Source organism: Candidatus Competibacteraceae bacterium (assembly GCA_016699715.1).
Lineage (GTDB): Bacteria > Pseudomonadota > Gammaproteobacteria > Competibacterales > Competibacteraceae > Competibacter.
The window spans coordinates 2,326,189-2,351,438 of sequence record CP065007.1 but is presented as its reverse complement, the minus strand read 5'-3'; the positions used below and the strand labels follow the sequence as shown (position 1 = coordinate 2,351,438).

Here is a 25,250-nt window from a genome sequence, read left to right as displayed (position 1 = left end):
CAACACTCGACCAACTGATGCAATTGCCGGGGGCGATGGCGGCTTTCGAATTTCGGGGTAGCGGCGAGCTGCTGGACCAGCGCATCGCCTACCCCGAACGCATCAACGAAACCACGCTCGACCTGCTGGCCCACATGTGCGCGGCCAATCTGAGCATTGCCACCATGCAGGCGCGTGGCTGGGAGAAGGTGACCAGCATGAAGGGGTTTTATCCAATCCAGGAATTCACCCTGGTCGGCTTCGACTGGTCGGTCGTGATCAGTGGCCTCCATCGGGAGCAGTTCAAGGGCGAGGGCAAGGCCAGCTTGCCGCCGTTCATGGGGGTGGTGCTGGGCAACGAAAAGGCCGACTATGAAGCAGCGTTCGCGATCTTGGAAGAACAGGAGCCGGTTCCATGAGCATGATCCGGCGTATTCTGGCTTTGGATGGGGTCAACGTGGTCTGCCATTTCCGCGATGATGGCTATCTGCTCGAAGGCTACGGTTTGATGGGACGCGACGATATGGCGCGGCTGGCTCAGTTCGCGCACGATTACCGACGGATGATCCAGGGCAATGCCGACCAGCTCGCCATGTTCACCGGCATGCGCGGTTGGACCCCACCGCATGGCTGGATTGCTCGGGGCGCGGCACAGTCGATCTGCGGCGTCGGCAACCTGGTTTGCATCGTGGAAGGCACCGATGCGCCCTTGAACGAAATTCTGCTGGAATTACGGGAAATTTCGCACTGGTAAGCGTGGAATCATTGGGGGGTTCCACCCTCTAATGCTGAAGGAGTCGAACAGTCGATACCTGTTGTTTTATGTCGCCGAGGCGTGGCTACTTTAATACTTTGTTGGTATGATGATACGACACAGTATGCTACTTCAATGCATTGGGGCAGTCGTTTCCATGTCCAAGCGAATCATTTTTCCTATATGGCTTTGTATATTGCTGGGCGCGTGCGCGTTCAACACCTGGCCGGTGGTGGCGCAGGTGGCCGGTGGCCAAGGCCCCGAAATCCAGAGGGCTGGCGGCGGTGCGGTTGGGATGGGCGGGATGTCGTCGGTGGCCAGCCCGCAAGCCGACCAGAACTCCGAGAGCGCCGACGAGGCCGAGCCACCGCCGGCCGAAGCGCAAACCTTGCCAGCGGACCCGATGGCTGGGCCGCCACCGCTGCCGCCCTGTCCAACCGGCGACGGGTTGGCGGAACAGGTTGCCGCCGGCATCTGCCAGCAGGTGCGGATCGACCCGCCGCCGTCCAGCCTGCGGGTCGATAAGCTGACGCTGCACTCGCTGGAGTACCTGATTCCCTTCTATGCTGGGCGCAACTATCGAGCTGCCTGGCTCGACGCCGGTGGCAAGCCGTTGCCGGTGGCGGATAGCCTGTTGCGGACCCTGGGTCAGGCCGAGCATGAGGGGTTGCGATCCACCGACTATCCCCACGCCCACTTGCGCAAGCTGTATGAGGCGCTCCAGCGAGATACCGCCGCGCCGACCGCCGGCCAGTTGGCCGATTTCGATTTACTGTTCACCGACACGTTTCTGACCTACGGTTCCCATCTGCTGTCCGGTCGGCTGCCACCCCGCAAGATCGATCCCGAGTGGACGATCAAGCCGCGTTCCCGCGATTTGACCGAGGTGTTGGAGCGAGCGCTGGCCGACGACACCGTGGCCAAGTCGCTGCAAGCGCTGTCGCCGCGGAGCAAAGGCTACGTCGAATTGCGGGAGGTGTTGCGGCGCTATCGGACGGTCGAACAGGCGGGCGGCTGGCCCCTCGTCGGTTCCGCCAAAGGGGTGCGGGGCTCGCAAGTGGAGCGGTTGCGAGCCCGCTTGCAGGCTAGCGGCGACTTGCCGGCCGGACAGGAGCAGTCCGCTAAGAACGGCGCCTACGACAAATCGGTCGCCGAGGCGCTGCGCCGCTTCCAGAAACGACACGGGTTGAAGGAAACCGGAACCGTTAATACCGCCACGCTGGCTGCCTTGAACGTGCCGGTGTCGGAGCGGATGCGCCAGGTGGAGCTGAACATGGAGCGCTGGCGCTGGCTGCCGGACGATTTCGGGCCACGCTACATCCTGGTCAACATCCCCAGCTTTAAGATGGGCGTGTTCGAGAATGGCCGGCAGGTGATGGAAGCGAAAGTGGTGGTGGGTCGCCAGGAGCGGCAAACGCCAACCTTCACCGCCAACATGGCCTACCTGGTGTTGAGCCCGAAGTGGTACGTACCGCGCTCCATTGCGGTGAAAGACAAACTGCCACAGCTCAAGCGCAACCCTTACGCGCTCAAGAGGCAAAAGATTCGGATCTATAATAGTGCTGGCCAGGAAATCGACCCCGGTTCGATCGATTGGCGTGCGGTCAGTGCTAAAAGCTTCCGCTATCAGTTGCGCCAGGATGCCGGGCCTCGCAACGCGCTGGGCGGGATCAAGTTCATGTTCCCGAACCCCTACAGTATCTACTTGCACGACACCCCCTCACGGGAGTTGTTCAGCCGCAACCAGCGGACTTACAGCTCCGGTTGCATCCGCATTTCCAATCCGGTGGAATTGGCCAATTATCTGCTCAAACATGACCCGAAGTGGAACAAGGACACGATCAAGACCGCTGCCGCCAGCGGCAAGCAGCGGGTTGTCCGTTTACCGGAGGAAGTGCCGGTGTACCTGCTGTACTGGACGGCCTGGGTCGATGACGAGGGTTTTCTCAATTTTCGCGATGATATCTATCAGCGCGACAAGCCCATGGTCCGGGCTCTTTACCAGAAAGGAGTGATCCAGGGCGGCGATGCCTAAAGCATCCTTCCATAGGTAAGCGCCATCCCCCGGCCACCGCGGTCGGGGGATTTTCGTTGGATCGGGGAGAATTTTTGGACGATGCGCGTGGCGTTGGGTATCCAATACGACGGAGTCGGTTTTCGTGGCTGGCAAGCGCAGCCGCTGGGAGTGCGAACCGTGCAGGCCAGTCTGGAGCGAGCGCTGGCCAGGGTTGCCGATCACCCGGTCGGCCTGACTTGCGCGGGTCGCACCGATGCCGGCGTCCACGCCGTCGGCCAAGTTGCTCATTTCGACACCCGGGCGATCCGATCGACGCGGGCGTGGGTGCGAGGCGGCAACGCCCACTTACCGCCGGATCTCAGCCTGAGCTGGGCTTGCGAGGTACCGGACGATTTTCATGCTCGCTTCTCGGCCTCGGCCCGCCGCTATCGTTATCTGATCTATAACCATTCCCAGCGTTCGGCCTTGTGGCGGGGGCGGGCGGTTTGGCACTACCGGCCGCTGGATGTCGCACGGATGCGCGCGGCCGGTCAGATGCTGATTGGCGAGCACGATTTCAACGCGTTCCGCGCCGCGGAGTGTCAAGCTCGTCACCCGATCCGGGAAATTCTGGAACTGGCGGTATGGCGGCAGGGCGATGGTGTGTTGCTGGAAATCGAGGCCAACGCCTTTTTGCATCATATGGTGCGCAATATCGCTGGGGTGTTGCTGGCGATCGGGGTCGGCGACCAGCCGATTGAATGGGCCGCGGAGGTGTTGGAAAGCCGTGATCGCACGCAGGCCGGGGTGACCGCGCCGGCCGAAGGCTTGTACCTGCTGGCAGTGCGTTATCCGCAACGGTTCGGGTTGCCAGCGGCTCCGACCAGTAGCCCGGCTTTTGGCGGCTGAGCGCGACACGACGCCCAGGCCTGCGACCATCTCCAGGATCAAGGCGCCAGATGGAGCAATCGGACAACCAGCGGGACCAGCAACGCGGTCAATAGGGCATTCAGGCCGATGGCCAATCCAGCGAAGGCCCCCGCCAGACCGCTGATCTGCAAGGCCCGCGCCGTGCCGATCCCGTGTGCCGCCACGCCGATGGCCAGCCCCTTGACGGCATCGTCCCGAACCCGCAGCCAGTCCAACAGGGCCGGCGCGGCGACCGCCCCGATGACGCCGGTCAAAATCACCAGAACCGCGGTCAGCGAAGGCAGGCCGCCGATCTTTTCGGCGATCCCCATCGCCACCGGGGTGGTCACCGACTTGGGCGCCAGCGATAGCAGGGTGCGCGGCGAACCGCCCAGCAACTCGGCAATCCCCATTGCCGACAGGATTGCGGTCAGCGAGCCGACCAGCAATCCGGCGAGGATCGGCAAGGCCAGTTGCCGTATCCGCTTCCAGTGCAGATAGAGCGGCACCGCCAGCGCCACGGTCGCCGGGCCAAGCAGAAAGTGAATGAACCGCGCGCCGGTGAAGTAAGTGGAATAGGGGGTGCCGGTCAGCAGCAGGAGCAGCACCAGCAGGGTGATCGCCAGCGCCACCGGGTTGAATAGCGCTCGGCCGCCGCTGCGCCGAAACAGCCATTGCCCGGCCAGGTAAACGGCCAGGGTGAGGGTTAGCCACAGCAGCGGCGAGGCGGCCAGGTACACCCAGATATCAATGAAAATCCTATCCATCATGCGGCGCTCCACGTCGCCAGCGGATGACGGTTTGCATCACCAGCGCGGTAACGGCGACCGTGATCAACGTGCTCAGCACTAGAGCAACCGTTATCGCCAGCCATTCCTCCGCCAGCCGCGCCCCGTGCTGTACGATCCCAACCCCGGCCGGGATGAATAACAACGACAGATGCGACAGCAGGGTTTCCGCTGTGGCGCGCAGGGGATCGGGCAATGCCTTGCGCCAGCGCAGCGCCAGGAACAACAACAACATGCCAACCACGGGTCCCGGTACCGGAACACCGCTCCAGCGGATCGCGATCTCTCCGGTCAGCTGGAAGGCCAGCAACACCGCCAGCGCGCCGATCATCGTTGGGATTCCACGGCTGCTTGAAGCGCTGACCGCTGACCGCTTACCGCTGGCCGCTCGGTGCCGCCGTTGCCGCCCGTGCTTCGCCGCGGCGCCGTAGCAACAGGCGCGAGACGAAGATACCGACCTCGAACAACAGCCACATGGGCAGCGCCAGCAGGGTCTGCGAAATCACGTCCGGTGGGGTCAGCAACATACCGACGACAAAGGCGCCAACGATGACATAGGGCCGTTTGGCGGCCATGACTTCGGGGGTGACGATGCCGATGAGCACCAGAATGACCGTGGCGACCGGTACTTCAAACGCGACCCCGAAGGCGAAAAAGATCGTCATCACGAAGTCGAGATAGCGGTTGATGTCGGTCATCACCGCCACTCCTTCCGGCGCGGTGCTGGTGATGAAGGCGAAGAAGATCGGCATGATCACGAAGTAGGCGAAAGCCATGCCGCAGTAGAACAGCAAGGTGCTGGAGATCAGGACCGGCAGGGCCAGTCGTTTCTCCTTTTGATACAGACCCGGCGCGATGAAGGCCCAGATTTGGTAAAGAATCCACGGAATGGTGATGAAGACCGCCAGCACCAGAGTGAATTTGAGCGGAGTCAGAAACGGCGACAGCACGTCGATTGCGATCATGCTGCTTTGGGCCGGCATGTGTCGGGTCAAGGGGCCGGCCAGCATGGAATAGATCGGATTGGAGAATGGCGACAGCGCTACAAAGACCAATAGCACTCCGCTGACGATGCGCAGCAGCCGGGTACGCAGTTCGATGAGATGGCTGATGAAGGGTTGTTCGTGATCGGCGTCGGACACGGCGGGTCAGTTCGCGGCGGGGGAATTGGGTGGTGGTGCCGGTTCGGCGGGCGGATCGACCGGCTGAGGCGTCGGCTTTTGCAGATGAACCGGGGCTGGGGCCGGTTTTTCTAGATGAACGGGCATTGGCCCCGTAGCGCTGGTGGGTGGTTCCAGGTGGGAAGCCGGTGGGGTCCAGCCCGGCGGCGGTGGAGCTGGCGCGGCGCCAGGCCGCCAGCCTGGCGGCGGTCCCGGATCATCGTCTTCGAGTTCTTCCTGGATTTCCTGGCGCAATGACTGGACCCGGTTCGCCAGGTCTTTGATGCCGTTCAAATCGCCTTGCTGGCGCAGCGACTGTTTGAGTTCTTCCAGTTGCAGTTCCCGGTCCACTTCCGCCTTGACGTCGGCCAGCATGCGTCGGGCCTTGCCCAGCCACAGGCCGGCGGTACGCGCCAGCCCCGGCAGACGCTCGGGACCGACCACGATCATCGCGACGACGCTGATCAACGCCAGTTCCCAGAATCCGATTTCGAACATATCGTTGCGATCCGGCGCTTAAACCTTGTCGTGGTTCTTGGCCAGCGAATCGTGCAGGCCCGTCGTGGCACCGCCGCTGCTGTGTTCCTGAAGGATGGGCTGTTCGAGTTTCTTGGGATCTTCTTCCCCGGCCGTTTCCGGTTTACCCCCTTCCTTCATGGCGTCGCGGAAGCCGCGAATGGCCGAACCGAGGTCGGAGCCGAGGTTGCGCAGCCGGCTGCCGCCGAACAGCACCAGGACGATGACCAGAATGAGCAGGAGTTCCCAAATACTGAAATGCATGACGGTGTGCCTCTGATGAGGGGAGGATGGCGCTCGCCTAGCCGGTGGCGCGGGCGGCTTTTTCGGTCAGGCCGGAGGTGCCAAAGCGGCGCCGCAATTCGTTGAGCACCGCATCCGGGCCGAGTCCCTGATGGGCCAGCATCACCAAGGTATGAAACCACAGGTCGGCGGTTTCGCGCACCAGCGGCTCGGGCTCGCCATTCTTGGCGGCCAGCAAGGTTTCGGCCGCTTCTTCCCCGACCTTTTTGAGGATGGCGTCCAAGCCCTTGGCATACAGGCGGGCGACGTAGGAGCTGTCGGGATCGGCGTGCTTGCGTGCTTCCAGCGTGGCCGCCAACTCGCGCAGGATTTCGTCGCTCATGTGCCGTACATCTCGCGTGGGTCCTTCAATACCGGATCGACGGTGACCCATTCGCCGGCGCGCAATTCCGCGAAGAAACAGCTCTGTCGCCCGGTATGACAGGCAATGCCGCCGATTTGTTCGATGTCCAGCAACAAAACGTCGGCGTCGCAGTCCAGCCGGATGCGCCGCACCTTCTGGGCGTTGCCCGAGGTTTCACCCTTGTGCCAGAGCTGCTGGCGCGAGCGGGACCAGTACACCGCCTCGCCACATTTCACCGTGCGTTGCAGCGATTCCCGGTTCATCCAGGCCATCATCAGTACTCGGCCGCTGTCGGTGTCCTGGGCGATGGCGGGCACCAGCCCGTCCGCCGTCCATTTGATGCGTTCCAACCAGTTTTCGGTCATGAATTCACTCGTTTCAATCCTCTCCTGGTGGGAGAGGGGGTATCAAAGTCTGACTTCGATGCCGCGCGCCCGCAGGTGGCGCTTGGCCTGTTCGATCGTGTATTCGGCAAAATGAAAAATGCTGGCGGCCAGCACCGCGTCGGCCTTGCCGAGCAGGATGCCGTCGGCCAGATGGTCCAGCGTGCCGACTCCGCCGGAGGCGATCACCGGAATGCTGACCGCTTCGCTGATGGCGCGGGTCAGGTCCAGGTCGAAACCACGCTTGGTGCCGTCGCGGTCCATGCTGGTCAGCAGGATTTCCCCCGCGCCGTAGCCATTCATTCGCCGCGCCCACTCGACGGCATCGATGCCGGTGGGCCGCCGGCCCCCGTGGGTAAAGATTTCCCAGCGCGGCGGTTCGTCCGACTGGTGTACCGCCTTGGCGTCGATGGCCACCACGATGCACTGGTTACCGAAGCGTTCGGCGGCCTCGCGCACGAATTCGGGCCGGGCGATGGCGGCGGTATTGATGGACACCTTGTCGGCGCCGGCGTTCAGCATCCGCCGCACGTCGTCCAGCGCGCGGATGCCACCGCCCACGGTCAGGGGAATAAACACCTCGCTGGCCACCTGTTCGACCACATGCACCAGGGTTTCCCGGTCGTCGGAACTGGCGGTGATGTCGAGGAAGGTGATTTCGTCGGCCCCTTCCGCGTCGTAGCGGCGGGCGATCTCGACCGGATCGCCGGCGTCGCGGATCTCCACGAACCTGACGCCCTTGACCACCCGGCCGCGATCCACGTCCAGGCAGGGAATGATACGTTTCGCCAGCGCCATCAGCCGTTCTCCGCCGCGTCGGCCAGTTGCTGAGCGGCGGCCAGGTCGATGTCGCCCTCGTATAAGGCTCGGCCGATGATCGCGCCCATGATGCCTTCCTGCTTCACCGCGCACAGTGCCCGCACATCGTCCAGGGTGCTGACCCCGCCGGAGGCGATCACCGGGATGCCGATGGCCTGGGCCAGGCGGACGGTAGCCTCGACGTTGACGCCCTGCATCATGCCGTCACGGCTGATGTCGGTATAGACGATGGCCTCGACACCATAGCGCTCGAAGATCCGCGCCAGGTCGATGACGTTGTGTTTGGACAGCTTGGACCAGCCGTTGACCGCCACCCGTCCATCCTTGGCATCCAGGCCGACGATGATGTGGCCGGGATATTCCAGGCACAGGTTATTGATGAAGTGCGGCTCCTGCACGGCCTTGGTGCCGATGATGACGAACTGAACGCCGGCGTCCAGGTAGGCATCGATCGCCTGCTCATCGCGGATGCCGCCGCCGACCTGGATCGGCAGGTCGGGAAAGGTTTGAGCGATGCGGTGAATCACCTGGGCGTTGACCGGTTGGCCAGCGAAGGCGCCGTTCAGGTCCACTATATGCAGGCGGCGGGCGCCGGCCCGCACCCAGCGTTCGGCCATGGCCACCGGGTCGTCGGAGAAGACCGTCGAGTCTTCCATACGTCCCTGGCGCAGCCGCACGCATTTACCATCTTTCAAATCAATTGCGGGTATCAGCAACATGTCCGGGTTCTTCCAGCAGCAGACCTGTTCAGGTGGGGAAGTGCTTTACGGGTTCCAGTCGGCGAAATTGGCGAGCAGCCGCAGCCCGGCTTGAGCGCTCTTTTCCGGATGGAATTGCACGGCGAAGATATTGTCACGCGCGATCGCCGAGGCGAAGTCGAAACCGTACCAGGTTTGGCCCGTGGCCAGCGCGGTATCCGCGGGTTGCAGATAATAACTATGGACGAAATAGAAACGGCTGTCTTGAGAAATCCCCTGCCAGAGTGGGTGATCGCGCAGTTGATGGACCTGGTTCCAGCCCATGTGCGGCACCTTGAGCCGCTCGCCGCTGGCGGGGTCGCGCAGATCGCCGAACCAAACCACCCGGCCGGGCAAGACATCCAGGCCATCGATACCGCCGTTTTCCTCGCTAAAGGTCAGCAGCGCCTGCGGTCCCAGGCACAGCCCCAGGAATGGTTTGCTCAATGCCGCCTCGCGCACCACGTCCACCAGATCCCAGCGGGCCAGTTCGCGCATACAGTCGCGGATCGAACCCTGGCCGGGAAACACCACCCGGTCGGCGTGCAGGATATCCTGGCGGTTCTGAGTGACGAGCACCCGCGTCCGTGGGGCGACGTGTTCGAGCGCCTTGGCGACGGAGCGCAGGTTGCCCATGCCGTAATCGATGATCGCAATGCTGGTCATGCGGAGGACTCGGGAATAGAGATGTCGGACGGAGGAAAAGCGACTGAGTTTACAGGCTGCCCTTGGTGGAGGGGATGGCGGTCGTGCGCGGATCGAACTCGACCGCCATCCGCAGCGCGCGGCCAAAGGCTTTGAACACGGTTTCGGCGACATGGTGGGCGTTGCGGCCGCGCAGGTTGTCGATGTGCAGGCTGATCAGGGCGTGGTTGACGAAGCCCTGAAAGAATTCGCGAAATAGATCCACATCGAAATCTCCGATCCGGGCACGGGGAAATTCGACGAAATATTCCAGCCCTGGCCGGCCGGAGCAGTCGAGCACTACTCGTGAGAGCGCTTCGTCCAGCGGGACGTAGGCGTGGCCGTAGCGGCGGATACCGCGCTTGTCGCCCAGCGCCTGCTTGACTGCTTGCCCCAGGGTGATGCCGATGTCTTCGACCGTGTGATGGGCGTCGATGTGCAGGTCGCCTTGGGCTTCGATCTCCAGGTCGATCAAGCCGTGGCGGGCGATCTGGTCGAGCATGTGATCGAGGAAGGGCAGGCCGGTGGCGAGTTGAGCGTCGCCCGTACCGTCCAGATTGACGCGTGCCTGAATGCAGGTTTCCAGCGTGTCGCGCTTGACCGTCGCTATGCGTGCTGACATGTTTCAATCCGCGTCCACGGGCTTAGGGGCTGAAATGACATCGGAAAAGCTCTGTCGTGCCGGTACAGGAACTAAATGGCACACTGCGGATTATATCGATTATTGTGCGGAATAAGCGAGTCCGCTCAGGTTCCAACGGTTACGAAATTGTGTATCGGCCAGATGCTCAAGCGGTGAGCCAAGGGCCAGCGTGATCCAGTGCCTCTCAATTCTCAAATTCACCGGTAATCCTTGAGCGGAATTTGACTCGCCGAGACGCAAACAGCCCACGCGAGGCGGGCTGTCGGTTTTTTACTGGTGCCGGAACGTGGAATCGAAGCACGGACCTACTGATTGCGAATTAGGAAAATTATCACTTTATCCCGCTGCAACACGCTTCAATAAATAAAATATCATATTGATTTTAAAAAATAACACTTTATCATTTCATCATCGTGCTTCAAGCGACCGCAACGCTATCTAAGCAGTTTTGCTAGCCAGCCTGCTAGCCAGGAATTCCATGGCTAGCAGAACCCGAGAGGGTAGGGCGATGAAATTTACCGACCGCTATGTTTTGAGTCTCAAGCCGAAAGCGACTCGATACGATGTTTGGGACGGGTCCGGTCTTGGTGTTCGGGTCTCCGTCAAAGGCAGGAAGTCTTGGGTCATGATCTACCGCTTCCAAGGCAAGCCGCGTTATGCGACCTTGGGAACTTACCCGGAAATGTCGGTTGCCCAGGCGCATGAGGCTCACCGGAAAGCCTTGGCGGAACTGGCACAGGGTACCGATCCCGGCGCCAAGGTGGTTCAGGAACGGCAAGAGGACCGCCATGCTCCGACCGTGGCGGTCCTGGCGGCGGAATACCTGGAAAAGTGGGTCAAGAAGCGCAACCGCGCCGCGCCGGAAATCGAACGCATATTGAATAAGGAAGTGCTCCCGAAGTGGGGACATCGCAAGGCGCGCGAGATTACCCGGCGGGAGGTGATCGCGCTCCTGGATTCCATCACGGAACGCGGCCCGATCATGGCGAACCAAACGCTGGCGGTGATCCGCAAGATGTTCAATTTCGGCGTTGACCGCGCGATCCTGGAAAGTTCGCCTTGTGTGCGGGTCAAAGCACCTGGCCCGCTCAAACAGCGGGAGCGGGTGCTATCCGATGAAGAACTCAAGACCTTGTGGGATGGTTTGGACAGGGCGGCGATGGCGCCCGGCACCCGGCTGGCGCTCAAGCTGCAACTGGCGACCGCGCAACGCAAGGGAGAAGTAGCGCTCTTGCGGTGGGAACAGGTTGACTGGAACACGGCGACCTGGACGATTCCCGGCGAGACCGCCAAAAATGGCAAGGCGCATTGCGTACCGCTTTCGCCTTTGGCGCTGGACCTGCTCAGGCAAGCCAAGGAACTTGCGGCGGATTCCGTTTGGGCGTTCCCAAGCCCGCGCAACAATGGCGCCATGCCGATGGGAGCAACCGCCGCCGACCATGCCATGCGAAAAGCGCTCCCGGCGATGGAATTGACGGATGCGACCCCGCGCGATCTCCGACGAACCGCCGCCAGCCACATGACCGGCCTTGGGATTCCCCGGTTGGTGGTCGCCAAGATTCTGAACCATACCGACCGTAGCGTGACCGCCATTTACGACCGCCATTCCTATGGCCCGGAGAAGCGGGACGCCTTGGAAAAATGGGCGCGGAAGTTGCGAACCCTTTTGATGGCTGACGACGTGATTCGGCTTCGTGCGTGATGATCTACAAGTATCGGTAACGCACGATCAAGCGAATATTCGAGCGCGGTATCACGCAAGCGGACGTGCAAGCGGCCCTTTCGTCCGGCCGAGTCATTGAGGATTATCCAAATGATTACCCGTTTCCCAGTTGCTTATGGCTGGGATATGCCGGCAATCGTCCCTTGCATATCGTTTATGCCGACACACCGCAAGGTGAGCGCATCATCATTACGGTCTATAAGCCTGCTCCGGCTCAGTGGTCTAGCGATTTCACGACGAGGTTGAAGTCATGAAGTGTGTGATTTGCAAAACCGGCGAGACCCATCCAGGAACCGCCAGCATGGTCTTGGAACGAGACGGGACCACGATTTTGATTCGGGATGTTCCAGGTGAAATCTGCGATACCTGTGGCGAGGTTTATTACGATGCCGAGACGACTGAACACCTGCTGGATCAAGCGGAACAGACTTATCGTAATGGAGTAGATGTAGAGGTCAGGCGTTACAGGAAAGTGGCTTGAATGGAGTAACCATCACGGTTTAAGTTGGCCGCGCCTAATTCATGAAAGGGGGTGTCCATCTGAGTGCGGTAATCCCTACCTGTTGTGGTCTCGCCACGGGCGAACTGACGAGGTGACAGCAAGCGACGCCGGGCTCAGATGATGCGCTGACAGCGGGCACGGGGGGATGAGCTTCGGCGATGGGTTTGCCACCAGCGAGCGGTAGGTCATGGGACCTGTTTGCACGGCTTGTTCGAGGAGCCGCCGGAACAACAGTCCACGAAATGCAGAATGACGCCGATTGAATCGAAACGCAAACTCGTCAAGGTAGCCTTGCAGATGATCGGACTCGACGGCGCCTTGGTGGGTGCCGAGAAGCCATCGTTTGAGCAAGGCAGCCACCCTGTGGACACCGGGCATGGAGACGTGAGCAGGATCACCGCTATCGGAGACGATAGTCCGTCGATGAATCAATCCGTGAGTGGCGAGATCGTGGTAGCCACTCCAGCCATCGGTCAACACGGTGGCCCCGCGCGCCACGGCATCGCAGACGAATGGCACCAAACTTGCGCCCGACGCATCAGGAACACAAAGCATCCGTACCCGTCCGAAGCCCTTGGGAGATCGCAGCTCGATGGCGACCGCAACCAGCGACTTGCGTCCCGCACCACGGCCACGCTTGCCGCCATGTTCTTCACCGCCAACCAGGGTTTCATCAACTGCCACCTCACCGCTCAGGCGATCGCGATCTGGACGAACCATCGCCGTGCGAAAGCGGTGCAGCATCGTCCACGCCGTCTGGTAGGAGCCGAAGCCCAACAGGCGCTGAAGCGTCTTGGCCGAAACCCCATTCTTCGCCGAGGTCATGTACCAGGCAACAGCGAACCAAACCGTCAGCGGTGTACGAGTGCGGTGGAAGATCGTCCCCGTGGTCACCGACACACGACGCCTGCAGCGTTCACACCAAAACCGCCCGTCACTCATCCGCCAACTCTTGGTGGTTCCGCAGCGCGGGCAAACGAAACCGTCTGGCCAGCGCAGCCAATCAAGATAGTCGAGACAGGCGTCATCATCGGGAAACCACGCGCACAACTCGGCATAGTCACGCGGGTAATCGTGACCGCCCTGGAGAGCAGAGGCAGGAAGCTGCTTCGTCATCCCTACATTTTGTGCTTACCGCACTCAGATGGACACCCCCTTTCATGAAATTCAGTGATTAAACGCGATGTTCGACTTTTCAGGCGATCAGGCTCTCAAACTGCAGGTCTGACCGACCGATTTGCCGGTTCATGAAAATACCCAAGGTGTGCGCCAAGATTTTTCGGGCGATCCGACTCGTCAAGTGCCAAACATCCCGCGCCCGGATTTTCTCAAAATGAAACTGCTCGGTCAGTTGACCGATGACGGTTTCCACGAGGCGGCGGGTTCTCGTCAGTTGTTGGATGATCCAAGGCGCACGGGAATCGGCCATGTTCGCCCGCAAGGGGGTTTGCAAATCGATCCCCGTGGTTGCCAGTTCCGCCTGAAGACAGGCGCTCAGGTATCCCTTGTCGCCAATGACCAAGCCGTGAACGCCGTCCGTCAAATCCCAAAGCGCTTCGCGTTCATCACCGGCGGCGGGGGTCACCGTCCACGCCGTGATCACGCCATCGAATGTGATCATCAAGTGACCATGAAGTCCATAATAATACTGCTTTTTTGCCGCGCAATAGCCGAAGCCGGCCGCCTCGGGAAAACATCGGCATTGCGGGGCACGGGTCAGCATACACACCGGCATGGGGCAGCCATCGACGAGGTGAATAGGGTCCGTCACCGCCCCCAAGTCGATCAGCAGATGCCGATGCAGCCGCTGTTTGACGACCCAGAGATTGGCCGCTTGCTGGGCAAACGTGGTTCGCGATCCGAGTCTTGGAAACCACGACGGCCAATGACGACGGAAATACTTCCAGATGCCCACATCGGTATCCAAACCCAGAAACTCACCCACCACCTCCATGGTGATCACTTCGCTGTCCGCCAACTTCGGGGCAAAACCACGCTGGCGCAAGCGATGATCCCCCAGCAGGGCTTCCAGGTGTTCTTCTACCCAGCAAAACACCGTGATGATAAAGTCTTCAAGCGGCATGGCGGTCTCTCCGTGCGGTTGAGGTGGTTGGTTCCTCTCAGCTTAGCTCGCACCGTCATGCCGCATCGGTCTGCCCTCATCTCTCCTCGAAAAAGTCGAACATCGCGTTGATTAATGATAAAATATCCAAATTTAGAACACCACCGACTGACGACACGATTGCCCCGGACGGTCCTGTGCCGTCGCTGCCCAAGCTGGTGGCGTGATGGCGAGGGTGAAGACAAAGCCCGTCCCGCTGCCGCGGAAGCACTGGACGGTGAACGCGAGACGACGGCTGAAGAGGGCGCGCGCGGTGCGGCTCGATCCGTGGCGTCGCCTGAACTGGCCGCCGTTCGGGCGATTTCGGCCTGTGAGTCCCCGAACGTCAAGGAACAACTCGACTTGCCGAGCCTGCACAGCGGTGCTGTGCGAGCAAAACAAAATCATCGGCCAAGGCGATCCGCGCGTGACCGAAGCGATGCTGTTCGATCAGTCCATCGCCCTGCAAAATCTGCTCACCCGCCTGGTGGAACGCGGCATGAGCGCCGATCTGCTCAACCATTACGAGATCCACATGCGGCTGGCGATGCCAACGAAGCCGAAAACACTGCGCGGCGGTTGGCAACGCCCTAATATTGCCTCAAACAATCCAAGCGCCATAACCCATCAGAACCAGGCCCATGCCCCTCACCCTGCCTCAACTCGAACGCCACCTGTTCAAGGCCGCCGACATCCTGCGCGGCAAAATGGATGCTTCCGAATTCAAGGAATACATCTTCGGCATGTTGTTCCTGAAGCGGTGTTCCGACGTGTTCGACCAGCGCCGCGAGGAGATCGTCCGGCAGCAGGGCCAGGCCGGCAAATCGCCGACCGAGGCGGCGCAAATCGCCGAGATGAAAAACTGGTATGGGGCCAGCTTCTACGTGCCGCCGGAGTCGCGCTGGCGCTCTCTGCTCGACCATGCCCACCACAATGTGGGCGACTCCCTGAACAAGGCGCTGGCCGGTCTGGAAACCTACAACAGCAGCCTCGATGGGGTGCTGGAGCACATCGATTTCACCCGCAAGGTCGGCCAGAGCAAGCTGCCGGACAAGAAGCTGCGCGAACTGATTGTGCAGTTCGGTGAGTACCGCTTGCGCAACGAGGATTTCGAGTTTCCCGACCTGCTGGGCGCGGCTTGCGAATACCTGATCGGCGAGTTTGCCGATTCCGCCGGCAAGAAGGGCGGCGAGTTTTATACGCCGCGCTCGGTGGTGCGGATGATGGTGCGCTTGATCAAGCCGGAGCAGCATCACCGCATTTACGATCCCTGTTGCGGGTCCGGCGGTATGCTGATCCTGGCCAAGGAGTACATCGACGAGCAGGGCGGCGAAGGCCGCAAGGCCGACCTGTACGGGCAGGAAGCCAACGGCACCGTCTGGTCCATCGCCAAGATGAACATGCTGCTGCACGGCATTAGCCCGAATGTTTCATAAAACTGTGATTGGCGCCAGAGGTTACCCCGCGTAATCAGATTCAGGGCGTGACTGGGCGGATGGACCGGTTATCCATAGGGAAATCGGTGACGGAATCGAGGTTACGCCGGTTGATGGGGTATCGAGGTACGCCTACTGGGGCAGTGGCCGCCAGACGGGCGGCACGCCACCGACCCCGACGAGCCTGAGTATCTACCGGCGTGGAGGTTGACCGCGCGGAGTCAAGCGGGGAGCGGTGGTGGCGGTCGGGTCAAGAACAGGAGGTTGGTGACCCGGCGCAGCAGGGTCTTGACCGGGCAACTCGTGGGTCAGTGCAGTTTGATCCGGTCCTTATAGGCCACCACTCGCACCGCCAACTTGAACAGCTTGAGGATGACGGTGGCCGGTTGGGCCTTCGCCAGTTCGGTATGGACCCGCACCTCGGTCCGCAGGGCCTGATGCAGGACATAAGCGGCGCAGGAGAAGAACAGGCGCAGGGGGTTGGCGAGGAAACGGTGGTCCGAGGTGCGATCGCTGGCCCAGTCGTTCTTGACCATTTTGATGAAATTTTCGTCCTGGCCGCGCGCGCTGTAGAGATCGCGGTACAGGCATTCCGGGGTGGGCAGGTTCAGCGAGGTGACGACGAAGCGCGGGTTATCGCCCAGCGTCATCACCTCGGCCTTGAGGATGACCCGAAACGCCTGCGGCCAGGTGTCGGCCCCGTAGGCGATTTCATGGTAGGTTCGGGTCGGGGTCGGCGGGAGCAACCCGACCCGGCGGGCGTGCTCAAGGCGGCGGCGGTGAGCGGCCAGGAACGGCTCGGCCAAGGGCGACAGGGTCCGGTTGCCGGCTAGCCCAAAGATGAAGTCGAGTTGCGGATCCGCCACCACCAGTTGCATCAGTTCGGGATTGGCGAAGTGGGCATCGCCCCGCAGTACGATGCGGGTCTGGGGCCAGGCCGCGCGCAGCCGCTTGATGACCCGCCTCACCATCATGGCGTTTTCGGCGCCGGTTGGGCGCTTACCGGGGCGCAGCGCGGCCGTGATGAATTGGCCCGAGAGCCCCTCGAAGAGAAACAGCGGCAGATAACAGTGATGACGGTAATAGGGGTTGTAGAAGCTGAATTCCTGCTGCCCGTGCGTCGGATCCTCGGAATGATCCAGATCCAACACGATCACCGCCGGGGGCGTGGGGTCGCTGGCGATGAACGGCTCGACGAAGGCCCGTGCCAGGCGATAGAGATCCCGGGTCGAGACGGCGTTCTCCAGCCGGGAGAAGGTGGGGCCGCTGGCCAAATCCAGGGCGTGCGCCGAGGGATGGCGGTCCACGCCGAGCTTAAACAGCGGGTCGGTCCGTAGCGTATTGGCGTCATTGCCGTCGGCGTAGCCACAGGCGATCTGAAAAATCCGTGGGGCCAACAGGTCGCGCAAGGGGTGCGTGATGTACGACGGATGGCGTTGGTCATCGACCGCTGAGGTGAGACGGTCAATCAGCCCGATCTGCTGATCGATGCCGCGCAGAATCAGCGGGCCAATGTCCGACGACATCGCCCCGCCGTCGAACTCGGCGCGCACGGTCAGGCCGGCGACCGGGGGAAAACGCAATGGCTCCGGGGTAGAATGGGACATGGGCGACCTCGTTTGGCTTCTCCGAAGCGTTATTGGCATAACACTCATTATATCAATAAGTTGAACGAGGTTCGCCCTTCTTTATGAATAATTCGGACTAAGTAATACCATTTACGATTAGATTTTGTTATCATACTCATTTAACCTACTTTTATTGATCCAGTCATGAGCCGCTCATTACAAGTCGAAATCCACGAATCCTCCGAAGAACTAAAGCGCATAATGAATGAACAAACTCACGCCAAGTTTCGAGAGCGATTACAAATTCTATATTGGATTAAAAGTGAGATTTTTCATTCTTTACAAGAGTTAGTCGATCATTTAGGGCGATCGAAATCCGTCATTGTCAAGTGGCTCAAAGTATATCGTACCCAAGGCTTAATCGGGCTGTTGCAGTGGAATTATCATGGCGGCCGTCGTTCGAGAATTACCGAAGCTATGAGAGAGGCACTCCAGCGCCGTCTGGACGATCCGACTCATGGATTTTATAGTTACGGACAAATCCAGCAGTGGCTTCTCCAGGAATACGAGGTCGATATTCCTTATTCAACAGTGCATCAAGTCGTTCGTTATCAACTCAAAGCAAAACTTAAAGTGGCGCGGCCAACGAGCGTTCATCGCCATGAAGAGGCGGTGGTTTCTTTTAAAAAAAACTTCCACGACAACTTGAATTAATTGATATTCTTCAACAAGTTGAAAATGAAGCGGTCCGGCCTTTACGGTATTGGTGCCAAGATGAAAGTCGCTTTGGATTAAAAACGATCACCCGGCGGGTCATCACCGCACTGGGGATTAAGCCAGTTGGTCCAGTTCAATGGACCTTTCAATCATTTTGGCTCTATGGTGCCATTGAGCCACTGAGTGGCGAAAACTTCTTTTTAGAATTTTCCCATTTAGATGCTGATTGCTTTCAGTGGTTTTTGAATGAATTTTCTAAAACTTATCCGCACAGCCTCAACGTAATTCAATTGGATAACGGTCGCTTTCATTCTGCCAAAAAACTCGTAATCCCCGATAATGTCGTCTTATTATTCCAACCGCCTTACAGTCCCGATGTGAACCCCATTGAGCGTGTTTGGCAATCAATGAAAGATCAATTGTGTTGGATCAATTTAAAAACCCTAGATGAACTACGTAAAAAAGTGGATGAACTCATTCAATCGCTTCTCCCAAGCGAAGTGGTTTCTTTGACCAGTTTTGATTTTATTTTATCCGCACTAAAGTAGTAAAATCTATTAGTAATCGGTATAACATTACTTACCAGTTAAGGCCATTCGTGGCCTGTCAAGTCTTTCGACGACACGCCGGGTCGGCCGCCCGGATTCATCCAGCATCCGGTAGCAGCCCGGAGATTCATACAGGGCATTGAGGATCGAATGATCGAAACATGGATTCGACATGCTGAGCGCGCATTTCCCGCGCCGGGTGATTGAACAAAACCTGTTCTTGGCGCCAACCGCTTCCGGTGGACCTGTTCACCGTCAGCCATCTTCCCGCAACGCGCCTCCCAGCGGCGGCTCGAACAGCACCTTCTCTCCCGCGTCCTGTTTCCCCCACGCCACCGCCGGTGGCGAATGGAGCGCTTCGCTCCGATCCGCCGCCACGACTTCTGGCTCAGGCATCGTCTCCACCGGCCACACGCACACCTGATTCTTACCGGCCCGTTTAGCGGCGTACATGGCCATATCGGCGTACTGGACCAAGGTTTCGGCTTCGGTGGCGTGCTGGGGATAGCAGGCCATGCCGATGCTGGCTGAAATCCGTGCCAGGCCTTGCGGCAAATCGAAAGGCTCGACCAAGCTGGCCACCAGTTTGGCCGCCACGCTGGTCGCCGCCGCAGGATCGGCGATATCCGACAGGATCAGGGCAAATTCATCGCCGCCCACCCGCGCCACGGTGTCGCTGTCCCGCAAGCGCTGGTCCAACCGTTGCCCCACCGCTTGCAGCAAAGCATCGCCAGCGGCATGGCCCAGTCGGTCGTTCACGGCCTTGAAGCCATCCAGATCGACCCACAACACGGCCACGCTCCGAACCATGCGCTTGGCACGGAGCAGCTCCTGTTCGAGCCGATCCCAATACAATGCACGGTTAGGCAGACCCGTGAGCGTGTCGCAATGCGCCAGCAACCACAACCGCTCGTCCTTTTCCCGACGCTCGGTGGCGTTGGCCAATACCAAAATCGCGCCCTCCAGCGATCGATCGGCGCCACGACGATTGACCCAGTGGGCCGCGCACCACAGATCGGTGCCGTTGAGACGGAATTCCAGCCATTGCGTTTCCTCGCTATGGCGGTTGATCTGCCAGACAAACCCAAAGTAGTCGCGGTCGTTGGGATGCACGAACTCCAGCACATTCCGCCCCAGGGCTTGCTCCAGCGTACAACCGCACAGGTTGCAACCGATGGCACTGATGTAGCAACAGCGCTCGTTGGCGTCGAATTCCAGAATTCCGACCGGCGCCGCTCTCAGCAGCACTTGCAGGTGTTGCTCCGTGGTCACCAGCTCGCGTTGTAACGTGTCGTTGTAGCCGCGCAAGCGTCCGAGTGCCTGGTTGCGGGCTTCCATGGCCCCGCCCAGCAGCAGACCGGTCAGGGCGACGGCGATCATGCTCATCTGGTATTCCAGTACCCCGTTGAGGTCGCCGCGCAGCGCGACCCACAGCACCAGTCCGCCTTCCAGCACCGCCGTCCCCAACACCGCGCCGCGCAGACCACCACGCAGCGCCACGCCAGCGAGCGGCAACAGCAGAAACAACGGGGCGAACGGGAAATACTGCTCCAGATCGAAACCCCATGACATCCCCACCCATCCCAGCAGCGCGGCACCCAACAGCGCGGCACCCAACAGCAGGCTATCGATCAGACATGCGGAATACGACCGCGCCGATTCAACATGACCAGCGCGGCGCTCGCGCCAGTGGCCTTGGCGCAGATACTGATCGAGCCCAGGCAACACCCACACCAGCAACAGCGGCACAAGAGTAATGATCGCGATGAACTCGCCGATCAGCCTGGACAAAAAGGCGACCGGGACCTGGTCGAGCGAAGCCGGGGCAGCGCCAAGGGCTCCCAACGCACTGACGAGCAGGGCGGCGGAAAAAAACAGGGCAAAATGGCCAGGCATGGCGAAATTGCGGATCTCGGGAACCCAGCGCCGCAGTGGCAGAATGACGGCGGCACAGGCGAAAAGCGAAAACATCCGTTGCAAATCCCAGAACCGGAATGGCCCACCACCCGCATCCGACAACCACGGCAACATGTCATGTACCACGAGAGCAAGCCATTCCAACAGCACGCCGGCCCAGCCAAACGCCAGCAACAGAAAGAAACGCAACCCGGCCGGGGGAAAGCACGGACTGGCCACATCGGACCCGAAGAAATCAAGCATGGAGGCAGCGGCAAAAGTGGCCATCCACAAAGCAAGGTAGACGCTGCCAGCAAGCAACATGCGCCCGCGTCTATCCAGTAGTGGGAACAACGATTTCCTCGAACCCATTGATAGTGTTTTCATGATTCTTCAAGTGATCCTACTTGCACCAGCAATTGGCCAAATTGCATTCAATATCAACCCTCTTGTGAAAATACCCTTACCATGTATCCTGAGAATAACAGAAAAAACGTTGACGTTACACTCAACAGTTGATGGCTCAAAATACACGAAAATGGATCAACCAAGAGGCGACTGATCTCTAATACCAATTCCCGGTAGATTTTGACTTTTTAACTGGTAGGCCAGGATGAAGTGTAGCGCAATCCCAGCAGGCGTGTGGGAAGGTAAAACCTATCGAGAAACGGTATAAAGACCGGTTTTTACCGAGGGAAGCGAGCAAGGCAGGCACGAACACGACACGGCCCCCAGCGGAAACACGGTTCGATCCGGTAAGCTAAGCGCATCTTGAGCCACTGGATAATCACCATGACCCCGATCGATGCCGAACTCGACACGTCCGGACTGAGCTGCCCGCTGCCGATTCTCAAAGCCAAAAAGGCGCTGGCCGGCCTGCGCGGCGGCCAAGTGTTGCGAGTGACCGCCACCGATCCGGAATCGGTCCGGGATTTCGAGACCTTCAGCCGGCAGATGGGCCACGTCCTGCTGGAGGCCCGCGAAGACGCCGGGCGGTTCCATTTTCTGATGCGCAAGCGGGAGGACTGAATGCCCGTTAGCCAAGGGCGCGGGCGTAGAGTAATCCCGGAGGTTTCCCCTATTCCCCCGCCACCGTCATCCGTTCCAGCAGCAGCGAACCGCAGCGGATGCCGCCGCGCGCATCCACATCGCCGCCGACCGCCGCCACGCCCCGGAACATGTCATCAAGATTACCGGCGATGGTGATTTCGTGGACCGGATACTGAATCCGGCCCTTCTCCACCCAAAACCCGGACGCCCCGCGCGAGTAATCGCCGGTCACCAGATTCACCCCATGGCCGAGCAACTCGGTCACCCACAGGCCGGTATCCAGTTGCCGCAACAACTCCTCGTGACCCAGCGGGCCGGGCTCAACAATCAGATTATGAGTGCCGCCGGCGTTGCCGGTGGTTTGCATCCCCAAGCGCCGAGCCGAGTAGCTGTCCAGCACGTAACCCTGTAACACCCCGCCAGCGACCAGATCCCGGTCGGTGGTGGCCACGCCTTCGCTGTCGAACGGCGCGCTCCCCAACGCCTTGGGCAAATGCGGCCGTTCGCAAAGGGTCACAAAATCCGGAAAAACAGGTGTGCCGAGTCGATCCAGCAGAAACGAGGATTTGCGGTACAGCGCCCCACCCCGAATAGCGGCGACGAAATGGCCGATCAAGCCGCGCGCCAGTTCCGGCGCGAATAAAACCGGGACCTGCCGGGTTCCCAGTCGGCGGCTGCCCAACCGGCGCAATGCCCGCCGACCGGCCTTTTGTCCAACCGCGACCGGCGTCTCCAGCTCGGTGCGGTCGCGCGCCACGGTATGCCAGTGATTGCGCTGCATCCCTTCCGCGTCCTGAGCGATCACCGAACAGCTCAGCGAATGACGGGTGGTCGGATAGCCGCCGCAAAACCCCCGTGAGTTACCATACATGAGCAGTCCGGCTTGCGTGGCGACGCTGCCGCCTTCGGAGTTGCGGATACGCGGGTCCAGCGCCAGCGCCGCCGCCTCGCATTCGCGGGCCAGTTCGATGGCTTCCTCGGCGGCCAGCGACCAGGGATGGTACAGGTCGAGATCGGGGATCTCCCGCGCCAGCCGTTCGGGATCGGCCAGCCCGGCATACGGATCGGCGGCGGTATGGCGGGCAATGGCGCAGGCGCTGTGCACGGTGTCGCGAATCGCCTCCGGCCGCCAGTCGGCGGTACTGGCCGAGCCGCGACTCTGGCCAAAGTAGACCGTGACCGCCAGACCACGCTGGCGGTGGTGTTCCAGGGTTTCGACCTCGCCCAGCCGGACGGTGACGGTCAGAGCGCTGGCGAAGCTGACCGCCGCTTCGGTGGCGGTGGCGCCCTGGACCCGCGCTTCGGCCAGGATGTCGGCGACCAGGGTTTCCAGCTGTTCGCGCGTCGGCAGCGGCGCGGTGGTGCGAGCGATGGCTTCGGACATGGATCAGGATTCAGGTTTGAGGTTTGAGGATCAGGCTTGCGTGCCGCCCACGGTCAGCGCTTCGATTTTCAGGGTCGGCTGACCGACCCCCACCGGCACGCTCTGCCCGCCCTTGCCGCAGGTGCCGACGCCGGCATCGAGCTTCAGATCATTGCCGACCATCGAGACCTTGGTCAGCACGTCCGGGCCGTTGCCGATCAGGGTGGCGCCCTTGACCGGCCGGGTGATGCGGCCGTTTTCGATCAGATAGGCCTCGCTGGCCGAGAACACGAACTTGCCGGAGGTGATGTCCACCTGGCCGCCGCCGAAGTTGACGGCGTACAGCCCCCGCTCCACCGAGGCGATGATCTCCGCCGGGTCGTGCTCGCCGGGCAGCATGTAGGTATTGGTCATGCGCGGCAGCGGCAGGTGGGCGTAGGATTCGCGGCGGCCGTTGCCGGTCGGCGCGGTCTTCATCAGCCGGGCGTTGAGCTTATCCTGCAAATAGCCCTTGAGCACTCCGCGTTCGATCAGCGTGGTGCACTGGGTCGGAGTCCCTTCGTCGTCGATGTTCAGCGAACCGCGCCGGCTGGCCAGGGTGCCATCGTCCACCACCGTGCACAGTGGGGTGGCGACCCGCTCGCCGATCCGTCCGCTGAAGGCCGACGTGCCCTTGCGGTTGAAATCGCCCTCCAGCCCGTGGCCGATGGCCTCGTGCAGCAGAATGCCCGGCCAGCCCGGCCCCAGCACCACGGTCAGGGTTCCGGCCGGCGCGGGAACGGCGTCCAGGTTGAGCAGCGCCTGCCGCACCGCTTCCCGCGCATGGCCCAGCGCGCGATCCTCATCGAGGAACCAGCCGTAGCCGACCCGGCCGCCACCGCCGGAACCGCCCTGCTCGCGGCGGCCGTGGTGCTCGACGATCACGCTCACATTCAATCGCACCAACGGCCGCAGGTCGCCGGCCAGCGTGCCGTCGCTGCCGGCGATCAGGATCGTATCCCGCACGGCGGCCAGGCTGACCATGACCTGGGTCACGCGCGGGTCCTGGCGCCGCGCCTCGGCGTCCACCGCCTCCAGCAAGTGGACCTTGGCGTCGGCCGACAGTGTTTCCAGCGGATCGAGCGGTTCGTACAGCGCCGGCCGTTGAGTGGAATGCCAAACCGGCAGCCGGGCGTCGCCGCCGTGGCGGACGATGGCACGGGCGGCGGTGGCCGCTTCCAGCAGCGCCGGCAGCACGATCTCGTCGGAATAGGCGAAGCCGGTTTTCTCGCCACTTACCGCCCGGACGCCAACGCCCTGCTGGATGGCGTGGCTGGCGTTCTTGACCTGCCCGTCCTCCAGTCCCCAGGATTCGGCGCGGCGCTGCTGAAAATACAGATCGCCGCCGTCGATGGCGTGACCCAACAGACAGGACAAGGTTTGATGCAAGGCGTCCTCGCCGAGACCGGCGGGCGCGAGCAATTGTTGGCGGGCGAGGGCAAGCGTATCGGTCATCATGGTGTTCTCAGGTTTCGCAGCGCACACGATGTTCCAGGACCGGAAATTGGCGCCGGACATTTTCCAATCGTTCCCGGTCGAATTCGGCCAGCACCACCCCCGGCCCGTGTGGCAAGCGGTCGAGGATCGCGCCCCACGGATCGATGATCAGACTGTCGCCGTGGGTCTCGCGGCCATTGGCGTGCCGGCCGCCCTGGGCGGAAGCGATCACGTAGCATTGATTTTCGATGGCGCGTGCCCGCAGCAGTGTTTCCCAGTGCGCCAATCCGGTAGCAGCGGTGAACGCCGCCGGCAGGACCAGGATTTCCATGCCACGCTCCATCAGGGCACGAAACTGCTCGGGAAAGCGCAGGTCGTAGCACACCGCCAACCCCAAGCGGCCCAATGGCGTCTCGGCAAAAACGTAGCGCTCGCCCGGTTCGATGGTGGCCGACTCGGCGTAGCGCTCCTTGCTGCCCACCACCTGCACGTCGAACAGATGCACCTTGTCGTAGCGGGCCACCCGCTGGCCGCGATCATCGAACAGCAGGCAGGCCGCGCGCACCCGCCGCGCGTCGCCGGCGGTCCGCAGCGGGATCGTGCCTCCGACCAGCCACAGCCGGTGACGAGCGGCCTGTTCGGCCAGAAAGAACTGAATCGGCCCCTCGCCTTCCGTCTCCCGCACCGCCACTTTCTCCTCCTCGCGGCGGCCCATCAGGGCAAAATTCTCCGGCAGCACCGCCAGTCGAGCCCCCTGGTCGGCGGCTCGGGCCAGCAGTTCCGCGGCGGTGGTCAGATTTGCGGCGACATCGGGTCCGGAAACCATTTGGATGGCGGCCATCTTCGGCATGTCGGG

26 protein-coding genes and 3 pseudogenes are annotated in these 25,250 nt (G+C 61.2%); 10 read left to right on the top strand and 19 right to left on the bottom strand.

Annotated elements, in window-relative coordinates:
- Positions 1-17 precede the first annotated feature (17 nt).
- The 4 genes from IPM89_10555 (at position 18) to truA (ending at position 3,638) form a co-directional block, all read left to right on the top strand.
- Positions 18-398 (top strand): DUF2173 family protein, encoded by a 381-nt coding sequence (locus IPM89_10555; GenBank protein QQS55877.1) that lies wholly within the window; start codon positions 18-20, stop codon positions 396-398.
- A gap of 2 nt (positions 399-400) precedes the next feature.
- The gene (locus tag IPM89_10550; GenBank protein ID QQS55876.1) at positions 401-733 is read left to right on the top strand and encodes a DUF2173 family protein; all 333 of its coding nucleotides are present in this window, start codon (positions 401-403) and stop codon (positions 731-733) included.
- A gap of 157 nt (positions 734-890) precedes the next feature.
- Positions 891-2,768, top strand: a complete 1,878-nt coding sequence (locus IPM89_10545; GenBank protein QQS53337.1) for a L,D-transpeptidase family protein — start codon at positions 891-893, stop codon at positions 2,766-2,768.
- An 81-nt stretch (positions 2,769-2,849) separates the two neighbouring features.
- Positions 2,850-3,638, top strand: coding sequence for a tRNA pseudouridine(38-40) synthase TruA (truA, locus tag IPM89_10540; protein ID QQS53336.1), 789 nt, complete (start codon positions 2,850-2,852; stop codon positions 3,636-3,638).
- Between the two features lie 38 nt (positions 3,639-3,676).
- Here the strand turns inward: truA and IPM89_10535 are convergent, their stop codons facing one another.
- Genes IPM89_10535 through hisB form a run of 11 tightly spaced genes read right to left on the bottom strand, consistent with a single transcriptional unit; the run spans position 3,677 to position 9,993 of the window.
- Positions 3,677-4,408, bottom strand: a complete 732-nt coding sequence (locus IPM89_10535; protein QQS53335.1) for an LrgB family protein — start codon at positions 4,406-4,408, stop codon at positions 3,677-3,679.
- The gene (locus tag IPM89_10530; GenBank protein ID QQS53334.1) at positions 4,398-4,757 is read right to left on the bottom strand and encodes a CidA/LrgA family protein; all 360 of its coding nucleotides are present in this window, start codon (positions 4,755-4,757) and stop codon (positions 4,398-4,400) included. The genes IPM89_10535 and IPM89_10530 overlap by 11 nt, the downstream gene beginning before the upstream one ends.
- A 43-nt stretch (positions 4,758-4,800) precedes the next feature.
- Positions 4,801-5,568, bottom strand: coding sequence for a twin-arginine translocase subunit TatC (gene tatC, locus IPM89_10525; protein ID QQS53333.1), 768 nt, complete (start codon positions 5,566-5,568; stop codon positions 4,801-4,803).
- Positions 5,569-5,574: 6 nt separating this feature from the next.
- The gene (gene tatB / locus IPM89_10520) at positions 5,575-6,084 is read right to left on the bottom strand and encodes a twin-arginine translocase subunit TatB (GenBank protein QQS53332.1); all 510 of its coding nucleotides are present in this window, start codon (positions 6,082-6,084) and stop codon (positions 5,575-5,577) included.
- A gap of 18 nt (positions 6,085-6,102) precedes the next feature.
- On the bottom strand, positions 6,103-6,366 hold the full coding sequence (gene tatA / locus IPM89_10515) for a twin-arginine translocase TatA/TatE family subunit (protein ID QQS53331.1): 264 nt from the start codon (positions 6,364-6,366) through the stop codon (positions 6,103-6,105).
- Between the two features lie 37 nt (positions 6,367-6,403).
- A complete protein-coding gene (locus tag IPM89_10510; GenBank protein ID QQS53330.1) occupies positions 6,404-6,727 on the bottom strand; it encodes a phosphoribosyl-ATP diphosphatase in 324 nt (107 codons plus the stop codon).
- Positions 6,724-7,113 (bottom strand): phosphoribosyl-AMP cyclohydrolase, encoded by a 390-nt coding sequence (hisI, locus tag IPM89_10505; protein ID QQS53329.1) that lies wholly within the window; start codon positions 7,111-7,113, stop codon positions 6,724-6,726. Before hisI ends, IPM89_10510 begins: the two co-directional genes overlap by 4 nt.
- A gap of 42 nt (positions 7,114-7,155) precedes the next feature.
- Positions 7,156-7,929 carry an imidazole glycerol phosphate synthase subunit HisF gene (gene hisF, locus IPM89_10500; GenBank protein QQS53328.1) on the bottom strand — a complete coding sequence of 258 codons (774 nt, stop codon included), beginning with the start codon at positions 7,927-7,929 and terminating at the stop codon, positions 7,156-7,158.
- Positions 7,929-8,669, bottom strand: a complete 741-nt coding sequence (gene hisA / locus IPM89_10495) for a 1-(5-phosphoribosyl)-5-[(5-phosphoribosylamino)methylideneamino]imidazole-4-carboxamide isomerase (protein QQS53327.1) — start codon at positions 8,667-8,669, stop codon at positions 7,929-7,931. The genes hisF and hisA overlap by 1 nt, the downstream gene beginning before the upstream one ends.
- Positions 8,670-8,714: 45 nt before the next feature.
- Entirely contained in the window at positions 8,715-9,353 is a 639-nt protein-coding gene (gene hisH / locus IPM89_10490) for an imidazole glycerol phosphate synthase subunit HisH (GenBank protein QQS53326.1), read from the bottom strand.
- A gap of 49 nt (positions 9,354-9,402) precedes the next feature.
- Entirely contained in the window at positions 9,403-9,993 is a 591-nt protein-coding gene (gene hisB / locus IPM89_10485) for an imidazoleglycerol-phosphate dehydratase HisB (protein QQS53325.1), read from the bottom strand.
- Between the two features lie 529 nt (positions 9,994-10,522).
- Between hisB and IPM89_10480 the strand changes: the two genes are divergently transcribed.
- The 3 genes from IPM89_10480 to IPM89_10470 are packed head-to-tail and all read left to right on the top strand — an operon-like array spanning position 10,523 to position 12,218.
- Positions 10,523-11,716 (top strand): tyrosine-type recombinase/integrase, encoded by a 1,194-nt coding sequence (locus IPM89_10480; protein ID QQS53324.1) that lies wholly within the window; start codon positions 10,523-10,525, stop codon positions 11,714-11,716.
- A gap of 26 nt (positions 11,717-11,742) precedes the next feature.
- Complete coding sequence (locus IPM89_10475; GenBank protein ID QQS55875.1) at positions 11,743-11,991, top strand: DUF4258 domain-containing protein; 249 nt, start codon at positions 11,743-11,745, stop codon at positions 11,989-11,991.
- Entirely contained in the window at positions 11,988-12,218 is a 231-nt protein-coding gene (locus IPM89_10470; GenBank protein QQS53323.1) for a type II toxin-antitoxin system MqsA family antitoxin, read from the top strand. Before IPM89_10475 ends, IPM89_10470 begins: the two co-directional genes overlap by 4 nt.
- Positions 12,219-12,293: 75 nt before the next feature.
- On the opposite strand, the gene IPM89_10465 is transcribed toward IPM89_10470, so the two are convergent.
- The 3 genes from IPM89_10465 to IPM89_10455 all read right to left on the bottom strand — a co-directional run bounded on the left by IPM89_10465 (position 12,294) and on the right by IPM89_10455 (position 14,863).
- Positions 12,294-13,355, bottom strand: coding sequence for an IS1595 family transposase (locus IPM89_10465; GenBank protein QQS53322.1), 1,062 nt, complete (start codon positions 13,353-13,355; stop codon positions 12,294-12,296).
- Positions 13,356-13,434: 79 nt separating this feature from the next.
- A complete protein-coding gene (locus IPM89_10460; GenBank protein QQS53321.1) occupies positions 13,435-14,322 on the bottom strand; it encodes an IS982 family transposase in 888 nt (295 codons plus the stop codon).
- Positions 14,323-14,686: 364 nt separating this feature from the next.
- Positions 14,687-14,863, bottom strand: a complete 177-nt coding sequence (locus tag IPM89_10455; GenBank protein QQS53320.1) for a hypothetical protein — start codon at positions 14,861-14,863, stop codon at positions 14,687-14,689.
- A 118-nt stretch (positions 14,864-14,981) separates the two neighbouring features.
- Here IPM89_10455 and IPM89_10450 point away from each other — a divergent pair.
- Positions 14,982-15,761, top strand: a pseudogene (locus tag IPM89_10450) (SAM-dependent DNA methyltransferase).
- Between the two features lie 236 nt (positions 15,762-15,997).
- On the opposite strand, the pseudogene IPM89_10445 reads toward IPM89_10450, so the two are convergent.
- Positions 15,998-17,383, bottom strand: a pseudogene (locus tag IPM89_10445) (IS1380 family transposase).
- 165 nt (positions 17,384-17,548) lie between these two features.
- Here IPM89_10445 and IPM89_10440 point away from each other — a divergent pair.
- Positions 17,549-18,609, top strand: a pseudogene (locus IPM89_10440) (IS630 family transposase).
- A 255-nt stretch (positions 18,610-18,864) separates the two neighbouring features.
- Here the strand turns inward: IPM89_10440 and IPM89_10435 are convergent.
- Positions 18,865-20,829, bottom strand: coding sequence for a diguanylate cyclase (locus IPM89_10435; protein ID QQS53319.1), 1,965 nt, complete (start codon positions 20,827-20,829; stop codon positions 18,865-18,867).
- 468 nt (positions 20,830-21,297) lie between these two features.
- Here IPM89_10435 and IPM89_10430 point away from each other — a divergent pair, with 468 nt between their 5' ends.
- Positions 21,298-21,534, top strand: a complete 237-nt coding sequence (locus IPM89_10430; GenBank protein ID QQS53318.1) for a sulfurtransferase TusA family protein — start codon at positions 21,298-21,300, stop codon at positions 21,532-21,534.
- A 49-nt stretch (positions 21,535-21,583) separates the two neighbouring features.
- On the opposite strand, the gene pmbA is transcribed toward IPM89_10430, so the two are convergent.
- The 3 genes from pmbA to IPM89_10415 are packed head-to-tail and all read right to left on the bottom strand — an operon-like array spanning position 21,584 to position 25,244.
- On the bottom strand, positions 21,584-22,939 hold the full coding sequence (pmbA, locus tag IPM89_10425; GenBank protein QQS53317.1) for a metalloprotease PmbA: 1,356 nt from the start codon (positions 22,937-22,939) through the stop codon (positions 21,584-21,586).
- A gap of 30 nt (positions 22,940-22,969) precedes the next feature.
- The gene (gene tldD / locus IPM89_10420) at positions 22,970-24,412 is read right to left on the bottom strand and encodes a metalloprotease TldD (protein QQS55874.1); all 1,443 of its coding nucleotides are present in this window, start codon (positions 24,410-24,412) and stop codon (positions 22,970-22,972) included.
- A gap of 10 nt (positions 24,413-24,422) precedes the next feature.
- Entirely contained in the window at positions 24,423-25,244 is an 822-nt protein-coding gene (locus IPM89_10415) for a carbon-nitrogen hydrolase family protein (protein QQS53316.1), read from the bottom strand.
- Positions 25,245-25,250 lie beyond the last annotated feature (6 nt).

Bases quoted from the DNA above. Each gene is read 5' to 3' on its own strand.
- IPM89_10555 (QQS55877.1), top strand. From the start codon at position 18: ATGCAATTGCCGGGGGCGATGGCGGCTTTCGAATTTCGGGGTAGCGGC.
- IPM89_10550 (QQS55876.1), top strand. From the start codon at position 401: ATGATCCGGCGTATTCTGGCTTTGGATGGGGTCAACGTGGTCTGCCAT.
- IPM89_10545 (QQS53337.1), top strand. From the start codon at position 891: ATGTCCAAGCGAATCATTTTTCCTATATGGCTTTGTATATTGCTGGGC.
- truA (QQS53336.1), top strand. From the start codon at position 2,850: ATGCGCGTGGCGTTGGGTATCCAATACGACGGAGTCGGTTTTCGTGGC.
- IPM89_10535 (QQS53335.1), bottom strand. From the start codon at position 4,408: ATGATGGATAGGATTTTCATTGATATCTGGGTGTACCTGGCCGCCTCG.
- IPM89_10530 (QQS53334.1), bottom strand. From the start codon at position 4,757: ATGATCGGCGCGCTGGCGGTGTTGCTGGCCTTCCAGCTGACCGGAGAG.
- tatB (QQS53332.1), bottom strand. From the start codon at position 6,084: ATGTTCGAAATCGGATTCTGGGAACTGGCGTTGATCAGCGTCGTCGCG.
- tatA (QQS53331.1), bottom strand. From the start codon at position 6,366: ATGCATTTCAGTATTTGGGAACTCCTGCTCATTCTGGTCATCGTCCTG.
- IPM89_10510 (QQS53330.1), bottom strand. From the start codon at position 6,727: ATGAGCGACGAAATCCTGCGCGAGTTGGCGGCCACGCTGGAAGCACGC.
- hisI (QQS53329.1), bottom strand. From the start codon at position 7,113: ATGACCGAAAACTGGTTGGAACGCATCAAATGGACGGCGGACGGGCTG.
- hisF (QQS53328.1), bottom strand. From the start codon at position 7,929: ATGGCGCTGGCGAAACGTATCATTCCCTGCCTGGACGTGGATCGCGGC.
- hisA (QQS53327.1), bottom strand. From the start codon at position 8,669: ATGTTGCTGATACCCGCAATTGATTTGAAAGATGGTAAATGCGTGCGG.
- hisH (QQS53326.1), bottom strand. From the start codon at position 9,353: ATGACCAGCATTGCGATCATCGATTACGGCATGGGCAACCTGCGCTCC.
- hisB (QQS53325.1), bottom strand. From the start codon at position 9,993: ATGTCAGCACGCATAGCGACGGTCAAGCGCGACACGCTGGAAACCTGC.
- IPM89_10480 (QQS53324.1), top strand. From the start codon at position 10,523: ATGAAATTTACCGACCGCTATGTTTTGAGTCTCAAGCCGAAAGCGACT.
- IPM89_10470 (QQS53323.1), top strand. From the start codon at position 11,988: ATGAAGTGTGTGATTTGCAAAACCGGCGAGACCCATCCAGGAACCGCC.
- IPM89_10465 (QQS53322.1), bottom strand. From the start codon at position 13,355: ATGACGAAGCAGCTTCCTGCCTCTGCTCTCCAGGGCGGTCACGATTAC.
- IPM89_10460 (QQS53321.1), bottom strand. From the start codon at position 14,322: ATGCCGCTTGAAGACTTTATCATCACGGTGTTTTGCTGGGTAGAAGAA.
- IPM89_10455 (QQS53320.1), bottom strand. From the start codon at position 14,863: ATGGTTGAGCAGATCGGCGCTCATGCCGCGTTCCACCAGGCGGGTGAG.
- IPM89_10435 (QQS53319.1), bottom strand. From the start codon at position 20,829: ATGTTGCTTGCTGGCAGCGTCTACCTTGCTTTGTGGATGGCCACTTTT.
- IPM89_10430 (QQS53318.1), top strand. From the start codon at position 21,298: ATGACCCCGATCGATGCCGAACTCGACACGTCCGGACTGAGCTGCCCG.
- pmbA (QQS53317.1), bottom strand. From the start codon at position 22,939: ATGTCCGAAGCCATCGCTCGCACCACCGCGCCGCTGCCGACGCGCGAA.
- tldD (QQS55874.1), bottom strand. From the start codon at position 24,412: ATGACCGATACGCTTGCCCTCGCCCGCCAACAATTGCTCGCGCCCGCC.
- IPM89_10415 (QQS53316.1), bottom strand. From the start codon at position 25,244: ATGCCGAAGATGGCCGCCATCCAAATGGTTTCCGGACCCGATGTCGCC.